The sequence below is a fragment of the Mycoplasmopsis agassizii genome, assembly GCF_002276225.1.
GTDB lineage: Bacteria > Bacillota_I > Bacilli_A > Mycoplasmatales > Metamycoplasmataceae > Mycoplasmopsis_B > Mycoplasmopsis_B agassizii_A.
The window spans coordinates 16,940-29,769 of record NZ_NQNY01000009.1 but is presented as its reverse complement, the minus strand read 5'-3'; the positions used below and the strand labels follow the sequence as shown (position 1 = coordinate 29,769).

Annotated in this window: 5 protein-coding genes; all 5 read left to right on the top strand. The window is 30.7% G+C overall.

The features are described 5' to 3' along the window. The first annotated feature begins 31 nt into the window (after positions 1-31). The gene (locus CJJ23_RS03030) at positions 32-427 is read left to right on the top strand and encodes a type II restriction endonuclease (RefSeq protein WP_095334892.1); all 396 of its coding nucleotides are present in this window, start codon (positions 32-34) and stop codon (positions 425-427) included. A 22-nt stretch (positions 428-449) separates the two neighbouring features. After that, the gene (locus CJJ23_RS03025; protein ID WP_143823626.1) at positions 450-701 is read left to right on the top strand and encodes a hypothetical protein; all 252 of its coding nucleotides are present in this window, start codon (positions 450-452) and stop codon (positions 699-701) included. A 170-nt stretch (positions 702-871) separates the two neighbouring features. Further along, entirely contained in the window at positions 872-1,963 is a 1,092-nt protein-coding gene (locus CJJ23_RS03020; protein ID WP_095334890.1) for a DNA-methyltransferase, read from the top strand. Between the two features lie 12 nt (positions 1,964-1,975). Further along, positions 1,976-2,272 (top strand): hypothetical protein, encoded by a 297-nt coding sequence (locus CJJ23_RS03015; protein ID WP_095334889.1) that lies wholly within the window; start codon positions 1,976-1,978, stop codon positions 2,270-2,272. Between the two features lie 630 nt (positions 2,273-2,902). Further along, entirely contained in the window at positions 2,903-12,829 is a 9,927-nt protein-coding gene (gene gli349 / locus CJJ23_RS03010) for a gliding machinery surface structure protein Gli349 (RefSeq protein ID WP_095334888.1), read from the top strand. The last annotated feature ends 1 nt before the right edge of the window (position 12,830 follow it).

The following is a 12,830-nucleotide window of genomic DNA, read 5'->3' as shown; positions in this document are numbered from 1 at the left end:
ATAATTTAAAAAAGAGATTTTTATGGAATAAATGAAGTACGATGAGTATCTAAAAATACTTTCCGAAAGACTAAAAACTGGAAGCGATTTTTATTTAAGTTTACTCAAAAATATAATTGATAACCCTTATAGATATAGTGGTCTTTTTTGATATTCTAATTCAGTAACTAAAATGATGCAAAACATTACTCAGAGCATAGAAATTAAGTTTGGTGATTTTCTTGAAGATATTGTAAGAGAATATTTTTCAAGAATGGGTTATGAGAATTTAAATAATAAATTAATGATTAAAGATAATAAAGATAAATTATTAATTGATCAGTTTTTTAAAAGTAATGACACTTTATTTGTAATAGAAATGAAAATAAGGGATGATCACGATAGCACTAAAAAAAGGTCAGTTACTAAATTTTATTTCAAAAGTTAATGCAGTCCGTTCAGAAAATCCTATGACTAAAATTGAAGCAAGTATGTGATTTGTGGATGATTCATTTAGAAAAAATAAAAACTTTTATTCAAGTAAAATTAAAAAAATTGAAATTGATAATTACAATGTTAATTTATATTATGGAGCAGAGCAATTCCACAAATTAAATGGTGGAATCGATGCTTGAAACGAAATTATTTCACATTTGAAAAGATATCGAAAAGAAAGTGTTGATAGAACCTTAGAAAACAATGACTTATCTAATAACCCATAAATATTAGAAGCATTATGTAAATTACCTGATAACTATTGAAGGAAATTAAATTCTGATGATGATAAATATCAACAACTTAGATTAGAATTATTTTCAAAAGGAGATAATCTAGAAAAAGCAAAAAAAGCCAGAAAAATAAATAAACTTTTATTGTAATAGGGGAAATAGGAATGAATTTTAAAAATAAAATATTACAGAGTGAAACAATTGAAATGATGAAAAAAATGCCAGAAAAATCATTCGATTTTTGTTTTGCAGACCCACCATATTTTATGCAAATTGCTGAAGGAAAGAAACTTTATAGAGTTGAAGGTAGCGAGTTTAATGGTGTTGATGATGATTGAGATAAATTTGAATCAATGTCAAAATATAAAGAATTTACTATAAGTTGACTAACAGAAGTTCACCGACTATTAAAAAATGATGGGACTATATGCGTGATCTCAGGTATGCAATCTATTTTTGAAATTGGTTCAATTCTAAGAGATTTAGGATTTTGAGTGATAAATGACATTATCTGAAAAAAATCAAATCCAACGCCAAATTTTTCGGGTTCACGCTTAAACAATAGTCACGAAACAATGATCTGAGCTAGCAAGAGCAAAAAATCTAAATTTACATTCAACTACAAAACAGGTAAAGCATTAAATAAAGGTAAACAAATGGGTTCAATTTGAGAATTTCCAGTTTGCTCAGGTTCTGAAAGATTGAAAGACGATGAAAACCAAAAACTTCATAATACTCAAAAACCAGAAGCTTTATTGCATAGAATAATTACTTTGTTCACTAAAAAAGGCGATTTAATTCTAGACCCTTTTGGTGGGACAATGACTACTGCAGCCGTAGCTAAAAAAACTGGAAGATCTTATACAATGATCGAACAAGATGCAAAATACATTAAATATGGTCAAAAGAGACTAGATAATGTAGTACAAGAAATAGGAGATATTGAAAACGCTGTTTTTGATAATAAACCCTTAAAGGTTTCAATGCCTGAAATGGTTGAAAAAGGATTTTTTACAATAGGCGAAGAGTTCTATCATAAAAACGGTGAAAAAGCAATTCTTTCAGAAAATAAGGGATATTTGAAATATAAAGATACTGTTGAATCAATGCACGAAGTTGCTGCTAAAATGGGAAATAATAAACGAAGAGTAAATGCTTTTGATTTCCTTTTAGTAAAAAGAAATGGTAAATTAGTATCAATTTCAGAAGTAAGAGAAAACTACAGACAATATCTCAAAACTAGTACTCTTTTTTAAATTAGGAGCGTTATGGTTATTACATATATAAAACCCACTAAGAAAAACTTCAAAACTAGATTAAATAAATTAGAAAAAAGAGTGAAGCAAATAGACATTTGGTTAAGTGATTTTTCGCCTGCAGTTGACAGGTTATCACAATCATTTGGTAGTCTTGTTCAAGCAGTGAACAAATTACAAATTGCTACAAAAAATTTGGTAGAGGCAATAAATAATGCAAATACTGTTTTAGAGCAAATTTTGTTTAAGTTTTATAGTTATTGCCGATGCTCAAGTCTTAAATGAATGCTAAGAAATAAATGAAACTAATTCTCCAACATTAAAAACTGAAACTGAAAATTTAACAGCAACCGTAGCAGATCTTATTATTCGCACTGATAAATTTAAAGACATTATTAACAAAAACAATTTGGAGTAGTAAACTTAATAATTTCAGAAGAATAAGATTTTATAGATCTTATTTTCTTATGCCGTTTTTAGTGTAATCCTTATCTGAAACACTAGCAATAACTAGTCAGTAAAATAAAAAATGATTAAAAAAATGTTTAATTTTTATTACTTTTTACTATTTTTTAACGCAAATTTTGTATGTGAAAAGCAGCAGATTTTTAACATATAGTTTGGATAATAATTTATAATTTAATTAACAATTCAATTGTTAATATAAGGGGATTTGCAAGCCTTTTTCATCAACTATTTAAGCTATTCTTTAACTAGCAACTACTATCAAGAAATATTTTTTAAAAAAATACAACAATTTTTTTATTTTTTTGATATAGGGAGCATTAGTTTATAATCTCTAGGATTATCGGCAGAAATAATCAGAATTAAAAAGAATTAGAATAGTTTATATATTTGTGTTTAACAATTTTATTGTTAGATTTTTTAATATTCAAATTTACAAATAAATAAGCGCTTTGAAAGGACTATTAACTAGTTATGCAGAAAAAAGCAAAAATCATTATCGGAGTCGTAGGAGCAACTGTTGCTGTTGGAGCAGCAGTTGGTGGAGGTGTTGGATTAGGACTTAAAAGTATAAACAGCAATACTATTGACATTCTTAATAATGCTAAAAACCTTGAAATTTCTTTACAAAATGAAGACAATTTAAAGGCTCAATATACAGCCATGGATATGGCAACTTTTTGAGCAACAAACAAACAGTTATTATCAGTGCAAGACACTAATAGTAATAACCTTTTTGGTGGTGTTTTTTACACAATCACGGAAGTTGCTGAAAAAGAAAATAGTGATGGTAAAGTTTTAGTTGTTACCATTGCTAAAACAAGAGAGTTATCAAGTAATACAAAAGTTACTTATACAAAGGAAATAGCAGGCTTTTTATCTCGAGAAGTTGGAACAACTAAGTTGTTTGATGCAATTGAAAAAAGTAACATTAACCAATCAGACTTTTATGCTACATTTAGCATAAAAGCAAGTGCTAATAATAAAACTGCTAATCAAATTACAACTGATGATGTAATTGCTAATACAACTAAAACTTGAAAAGATATTGAAATTACAATTGATAGTGTCAGTGCTCCAACTGATACTAGTGTTTTAGTAACTTATACAATTAAACGTAATATTGGTAATACAAGTGTTACTAGAAGTTTAACTTACACAATTGCAAACGTTGTTACTGTTGATCAAGGAGTTTTAAACGCTTCAGCAGATTTAGTTCCTGAATTAGCAACTGCAGCACGCTTACAAGCCATGGATTCACGTTTTACTAGTCGCTCTGCTTCTAATGTAGCAACTAGTTTAAAAATTCAAGATGTTAAAAGTTCATCATTTACTTTTAAGGACTTAACTAAAAAAGGTGATACCTTTGTTAATAATTTAGGTGTTGCTTATGAAATAACTAAAGTAGTTGTACCGACTGATAAAGATAGCCATAGTGTTAGCTTAACAGTAACTAAGAGTTATGGAACTTCTTCAGCTTCTTATGATTTAGAAGTTGATACTTTCTATTCACAAAATGAATATGAATTAATTACTACTTTAAATACCAATCTTGCTCCATTAATTAATATTAATGAGACCTTGAAAAAAATGGCAGTTGCTCAGCTAACTAACGATAACTTCTTAGAAAATGCAACATTAAGTCAACCAAGCGATGCAAATGGCACTATTTATGCTTTAACAGGTGTTAATTTTGATGCTTCAGATACACGTCAAGGGATTGCTCAAGTAACTTTATCAGCAACTCGTGGAAGTGCTGTTTTAGCAACTAGCACCCAATTACATGGTTTTTTAACTAGTGCTGCTTTTGCTAAAAACGTTTTTGATGAAATTAAAAACGAAAAACCTGAAGTAAGATTTAAAAACAATACAAAGCCATTTAAATTTGCAAGTGCAATCAATAATGGTGACCTAGAACCTGCTATTTCTGCCGAATTAAGTGCAAAACTAGGACAAGCAAACGCTGGAAGCGATAGTGAATTAATCAGAGTTGCTTATTTAATTGATAATAACCAAGATAATGCAACTGGTAAAATCAGTGCAACTTTAACCATTCAATTACGTAATGAAAATGGTGGAGTGCTTGACACTTACACTAAAAAATCAGATCTAACTGGATATACTAAAAAAGAACTGGACACTCAAGTTATTGACTACTTTATAAGTAAAAAAACAGTTCCTAGTGTAACTAGCGAAGCTGTAAAAAATAAAAAACCTTCAACTGTAGTAGCGACTGATTTTAACCCAATTAATACAACTGATACAAATGAAAACCCACGTAACTCAGTCAGTCCTATTACTGGAAAAGTTACACAGGTTAAAGATTCAAACGATAAGGCAGGAACTGTTGTTGCTGTTGTAACTATTGCTAATAGTGATAATTCTGTAAGTAAAACTTATGAAGTAACTGTTTCAGATTTTGCTTCAGATAAACGTAATAATGAACGTGCTTTAGAAATCTTTAATAGTTCAAATCCTAATGCAGTTAAGTATAAATCAACTTCAGCAACTGCTAAAATTGATACTTTCCCTACAACTGTAACAGTTGATGATTTAGAACTAGGTAATTTAACAACTTATCAAGCAACTGTAGAAAACCAAACTGCACCTATTACTGTAACTAATAAGATTCAATCAATTGGTAACCAAAATGATAATAACGGTAACTTAACAGTTACAGTTTTATCAACTGCAGGAACACAAGGACAAGATGATTATGCAAGTGAAGTTTTCACTTACATAATCGATGGTTTTAATACTACTCCACGCCAAACTGCTAAAGATGCAGTTGAAGCAATCAAACGTGATTTAGAAACTAATACTGCAACTACTTTCTTTTTTGAAAATGCAGATCAAAAAGTGGATACAACTCCTAGTGCAGCATCTAATATTTCACTATATACAGTTGTTAACCGCGATTCAGCAGCAGTTATGATTGATAGAAGTGATATAGATTGAAAAGTTGATGAAGCAAATGGAACTTTAAAAGTAACTCTTAAATTACGTTCAATTGCAACTGATTCAACTACTCAACAACCACTTTATTCAACCACTGCAGAATTAAGTTTAAGTGGCTTTAATACAAGTGCTCGTAGTACTAATTTACAACTAGTTCAGCAATTTGTAGGTAATCAAACTACTTTTGCTGCAGTTAAATCAGAAGATGGTTCTTCTGTAGTTAATACAGCTAATCCACCACAATTTAATGGTGTGGCTTCTATTCCTTTTGCTAGTGATTTTAATAAAACCTTAACTCTGTCAAGTGCTGTAATTAAAGAGAATTGACAGAAAGTTAAAACTAAATATAAAACAATTGAAACAAATGCTACAGAACATGAAGTTAATTTAGAAGTAACAGGATGAAGTCCGATTGAGGAAGTAGTAAATGGCGAAACAGTTTCTACTAAAGGTGAAGCAACTGTTTTAGCAACTATTGGTAGTGGAAATAATGCAGCAAGTGCTACTTACAAATTCACTATTGGTGGTTTCCCTACAAATGATAAAATTAGAAATCAACAACTAGTTGATCAATATGTTTCTTCAGCAACTAGAGCCGTGCCTTTATTAGTAAATGGATCTTTGAAATCAACTACTACTGCTTCTAAATTAACTAACTCAGATTACAGTGTTAATCTACGTAGTGCAACCTTATTAGGTTCAATTGATAATGTTACTAAAGAAAAAGATGGTGATGGTCGCCGTGCTGTTATTACTGTTAAAGTAACTGCAGGTTCAGGTGCTAGTGAAGCCTTTAATACTTACACTTATACTGATACAGGCTTTTTAAGTGAAAACCAATTTAAAATCTATGAAGCATCTAGTTCTTTAGAAAGTCAAATCGAACAAGCTGCAAGAGCTAATCGTTTAAATGCAATTGCTAATTTAATTCATGCTCGTGCTGGTAGTCAAAATAAAACAGCTGATAATGTTGTTGCTAATGATATTGTAATTGCTAGCGAAAACGGTGTTACCTTTACAGTTATTATTGATGAACGTAATGCAGAAACAGGTGAAGTAACTATTCGTTTAGTTGGTGAATCACAAGGAGAATCACTAGCAAGTACTAAACCATTAAAAGTAAGTTTATTTGCAAGTAGTGAAGATGCTCAAGTTAGAAATGCAACTAAATATGGTGTTGACTTTAAGCAAAATGTTAATAAAAACATTTCTGCAAATGAAGCAACTATTGATATGTTTGAACTAGTAGCAATTTCAACTGAAGATAATGCTAAATTTACTTATACAATTACTGCTGTTACTCAAGTAGGAACTGGAGTAACAGCTACTGAAGGTTCTATTGGTTTATTTACTATTAAAGTAGCATTAAAATCAAAACCTACTGTTTCATATAACTATACAACTAGATATAGTAACTTTATTCCTACTATTAAAGCAGCAAATGCTAAGATTGTGCTTGATTATATTGCTTCAAGTTCAAAAGTAACTCCTGATGTTGCTGCAGGAATTAAAGTTGCTAAATCTCCTTCACAACTTTTATCTAGCGATGTAACTATTGGAGCTCACCCTTCTAATTTAACAGTGACAGTAGATCGTATTGATGTAGTGCCTACTGCTGATGATAGTGCTAATATTGTTTTAAAAGTAAGTGCAGGAAGCGGTGATGCTGCTTATTCAGCAACTTATGACACTATTTTAAGTGGCTTTGCAGCACCTTCAAAAGCTGCAAATGAAATTACATTAGAGCGCTACATTGCTAACTCTAATCGTGATGAAGTTACTTTAAATGAAGATGTTGATAAAAATAAAGTTTCAGTTAACCGCTTGGTTAATGAAGATTTTACATTGCCACTTGTTTCAAGTGTCAACCAAAATATTACTCAAAGAGTAACTAATGTAGCAGTTTCATCTACTAACCAAACAACTGCAATTGTCACAGTTACTTTATCTTTAGGTAGTGGTGAGCGTCAAGCTACTAAAACCTATACAAAAGAATTTACAGGCTTTATTACAACTGCTAAAGGTCAAGCGTTTAAAGTTATTGAAGGATACTTTGCAGAAAATAATAATGATTTAACTAAATACTTACAACCACAAGTCTTAGGTCAAGATAAAAAAGTAGTTAAATCAAATGAGATTTCACAATCACTTGCTCTAGCAAGTCCTATTAGTGATCATTGAACTATCAATAGTTCAATTGCAGGCTCACATACATTTGCAGATGGTTCTAAAGCAGATTTTTCAACTTTAAAATTTGCAGTAACTAAAGTAGAAGCAGCTCGTGATGAATTAAACGCAGTTGATGTAACAGTGACTGTAACTAGTGATCAAGGTGGATCTGATGGTTCTGCTAGTGATACATATATCATTCGCTATAGTAATTTATTAAGTGATTCACAATACCGTAACTATCAAAAAGCAAAACAATATGCAGATAGCACTAATAAAAGTGTACCTACACTTTTATCTACTGTTTCTAAAAGTTCAAATGCTGTAGTTGAATTAACTACTGCAAGTTTTACATTAACTCAACCCACTGATACAGACATCAGTTTAAGAATTACTGAAATTAAACCTGATCCTGCTAATGATACAATTGCAGTTGTAACTGTTGCTGTAACAGTAGGTCAAGGACTTGCTCAAGTAAGCCATGTAACTTATGATACAAAAATAGATGGCTTCTTAAAACCTGGTAAAGCATTAAATGAAAAACTTGTTAAGGCTTATGCAGAATCAAGCACTAAAAATAATCCTTTATTAAACCGTAATATTAATAAAGAAGTGACTTCAGTTGACACGATAACAACAAGTAACTTCTCAATTGCCCAACCAATTGTGGGAGCAAATCAAACTCCAATTACTTTAGCAATCACTAATGTTGCTAAAGATACAACCAGCAATAAAGTAACTGTAACAGTTACAGTTACTGCAGGTGCAGGTTCTGATCAAGCAACTACTACTTATACACATGAAGAAACTGGTTTTGCTTCAAAAGAAAAAGCAAATGCTCAAAAAGCAGTTACTGAATATATTGGTAGTTCAAGTCGTGCAGTTGCACAAAAAGGTGACAGTGTTACTGAAGATAAAACTGCAAAAGAAGTTAAAACAAGTGACTTTAAATTAAATCCTTCATCACCTGATACAAATTCAAAACTTAAAGTAGAAATTAGTGAAGTTACTCAATCACCTAATGATGATACAGTTGTGATTATAACTATTAAAGTTTCTTCAACTGAAGATACAAACATAAGTCAAACTTATACTCAATCTATTTCTGGTTTTGCTTCAGCAATTAAAAAAGAAAATATTACTAAAGTTAAAGCATATACAAGTCCTAGTTCAGGAAGTGCAACAGCGCCTACAGTATTAGGTGATAAAGCAAGTTTATCTGTAAGTAACTTGACATCATTAGATTTTTCTTTCACAGAAATTCAGAAAACACACCCTGATTTAACTTTCTCAATTGCCGATATTAAAGAGAAAAATGCTGATAAAGGTTCATCTCAATCTGGAGAAGATCAAAAAGTTGCTGTTGTTAGTGTCAATGTTTCAACTGGTACAGGTGTAAACTTCTATTCAGAAACTAAAGAATTTGAAATCTCTGGTTTTGCTGACCGTGCTACTGGACAAGCAATTGCTAAAATTCTTTCTTACATTAATAGTGCTAGCCGTGCTAATGTAACTTTAAAAGATCAACAAACATTATTAACACCACCTCGTAGTGTTACAACTGATCAGCTAACAGTTGCTTCAGCACCATCGTCTTTAGGATTAACTGTTTCAATTGATTCAATTGTTTTAAATGAAGCAAATGTTAATGTTGATGATATTAATTCAACTGTTTTATTTGTAAAAATAAAAGTGGCTGATACAGAAAATACTAACCTTTCAAGATTCTATTATTCAACTATAAGTGGCTTTACTTCTTATGCAAGAAAACAAGCAACTGATTTTGCTACTGCTTTAATTTGACCTGGAGTTTATAGTTCTACTACTAGCAAAACAGACAGTACTTTATTAAAAGCTGAAGAATACAAAACTAGAATCCCTTCAGAAATTACTCTAGATCATTTATCAATTGCTCAGGCTAATCCTTTACAAACAACTGCTGCTGTTTTTGATAGAACTAAATATGAAGCAACCTTTTCACAACTTAATGCTGATAATAGTAATGGTTCTTTAACTGTTACAGTTAGCGTTCATTATAAAGATGGTGATAAAATTGGAGATTTTATTGCTACTTATAATGCAACTATTACAGGTTTTCAAACTGCTTCACGGCGTAAAATAGCAAACGCTGTTGCTTATGATTTTTCTATTAGTGAAGAACTATTAAAATCATATACAGCGAGTGCAACTAACAATGGTTTCTATGAAATTAGAGGAGCACAAAAAACTGCTAAAGATAATAACGTTAATGATTCAACTTTAGTTTATTCAGTAACTAAAGTTGAAAGCCAAGGAGACGGTTCATCCGTTAAATTAACTATCTCAATTACTACACCAGAAGACCCTGGAGTAAAAAGAGAATATAACCAAACTATTAGTGGTTTCTTAAATAAAACTAAATATGAAAACCTAACTAAAATTAATGCTTTTAAAGCATCTTCAAATTGACAAGTAGGATTATCGCAAGAAGTACAGGGTGGAGCAGGTAAAACAGATACTGCTTCAGGAGTTGCTAATAAGATTAATGCAGCATTAACAAGTCCTGATACTTTAAAAACTTACTTTACCAATTTAGATCCTAATGTAACTGGTCTAAATAGAACAGTAACTAAGGTTGAATTTGATTCAGCAGAGCGTACTGTAACTATTACTTATACAACCTTTTCAGGTGCTGAAGGTGATGATCAAATCTCTGAAGTTAATACAATTAAATATGATGGATTTACTTCAGAAGCACAAAATGCATTGGTAATCGCTCGTGACACTATTTTAGCTGCTAATAAAGATACTGATGCTACAAAACATTATATCGTTGTAAAAGCTGATAAGAAAGATAAAATTGTTAATCATACAACAAATACTGACTATACAGAAACTTTCTTTACAACTGATGATTTCCAGCTTAGTGATACACTAAAAAGCAAACTAGATGCTGTTAAAACTAGTTCTGCTGAATCTGCACCAACTGAAAAAGTAACTGCAACTGTTAAATCAGTGCAGCCTACTACACGTGATAATCTAGTAAATGGTCAGGCAACTGTAACTATTGAATTAAAATCAACTTCAAGTGCAACTTTAGAATTTAATATGTTAATCGGTGAAGTATCTGGTAAGTTTAAAACCTTCAAAGATCTAATTGATGAATATATTAAAAAAACAGATCGTGTTAAACCTACAACAACTTTAGATAAAGATGCTAAATGAACAACAGTTGCTAAAGTTATTGAAAAACCTAATAATAATGGTTCAAACGATACAACTAATAATATTTATTCAACTGAACAAAATAAAGTTCTAGAAAAAGGTTTAAAACTGTCATTAAATAATACAGTTTTAAACAATCTAGATAATTCAAAAATTGACTTTACTTATGGAGTAACTGTACAACTTAAAACTAAGTTTAATAATAACTCATCTGTAATTACTGTTCAAGGTACTTATAATGAACAACTTAGCGGCTTTAAGAAAAATGTTTGACAAGGTCATTCTTATCGCTATCAAGATGCTAGCGATAATTACTATGTAGCATCTTTAAGTGATATTACTAATAAAGAAGCAGTTACTAAATTAGAAGTAGCAGGTAGTGTGACAACTATTAATGATGACTTTAAAAATAATACAAGTTTAACTGAATTAACACTTAATTCAGGAACAACTACAATTAATGCTAAAGCCTTTGAAAAAGCAAAACTAACTACTTTAACTTTACCTAGTTCAATCGCTTCTATAGGTGAAAGTGCTTTTGCTGCTTCAGTTTTAACTCAATTAACTAAAATTGAAGAGACAGCAATTACTAGCATCAAAGAAAATGTTTTTGCTGCAGCTAATTCAACTGTGATAAAACAAATTCATGATTGAAAATATAAAAAAGCAGAAGTTGTCGCTGTTAAGATTAATAATAAAAATAAATCTGATGTTAAAGCATCAGAAGTAAAAAAAGAAGATATTGGTTTTGAAAATTCTGCCGATTTAGCTTCAAAAGATGATATTCACTTTGTTTTAGATACAAATCCAATTAGTTTAACTAGTGACTATTTTGGTGGTCTAACCTTAAAATACAAAATCTTAATTGCAACTTCAAAAGATGCTGCTGCTACAGATTCAAATAGTAAATCAATTACTTTAAAAGTAACAGGCTTTAAAAATGACCTTTACTTTAATGATGATACAAAAGAAATCATGAAAAAAGTTACTCATGATTTCGATGCTGCTAACTTAGATCAAGTAACAGTTAATGATAAAGATCTAGTTTCAAGTTTTGACTCATCAAAAGGAAGCAGTCAATATGTGCAAACAGTTGATGCTTTCAAACCTACTTATAAGCATGAAACAGATAATAGTGATGCTCATAAAGCCTATCGCTCATGATTAGCTTTTGGTGATACAGTAGATACACCTACTATTACAAATGGTAAATCAAGTAAAAATACATCTATGTCAAATAGTGGTGTAGGTGATATGGTTAATGGTTCATCAACTTTTATTGCTTTTAAAATTAATTCAAGTACTCAAATTGCTAATTTACAAGCCTTATTTAGTGGTGGAGGAACTTATTTCTATCCACGTTATAACTCAGGGGGGCTAGCGTATTCAGTTGCTGGTTCAGTTGAACAAACTAGTGGAACAGGGACCCAATTTGGTCCACAAGCTTTAAGAAATAATGAAATTTTATTTGGTTACTTTGCGGCACAAGGTTCTTCCGGTTCAACTAATCGTAATCTGGACTATAACTCAGATGTAAATATTAGTAATAGTTCTAATACTAGTGAAACTATCAGACTTAATAATAACCAAATGAATTCTGAATTATATATTGGTCAAGATGTAATCATGGAACTATATGCTCCTGGTACACAGGCATTGCAATTAGTCTTTTATGTAAAAATGAAATATGAAGATAATAAATATGCTCGTTATAGTCTAGTATCAACCAAAATTGGTATTACTAAGAGTTTATTAGGAATTATCGGTGCAACTGCTGATTCATTACAAGGAAATATTTATCAAATTCTAAACTTCCAAGCAGCAAATCTAACCCGCGATGAGCGTTGAAAAGTATTACGTGCTTTAGGAATGAAATGAATTGGATTAACTAATCCTGCTACAGAAGCAACAGCATCTACATCAGGTGATGCTGCTACAACTGCAAAATCTACTCAAGAAAACTTATTGAAACCTGAATTAACTAAACCACCTAAATCATCACAAAGTTGAGAGCATACAGGCTTTAATAACTATACTTGAAACCAAACATTCAATGAAGAGAAGAAATAAT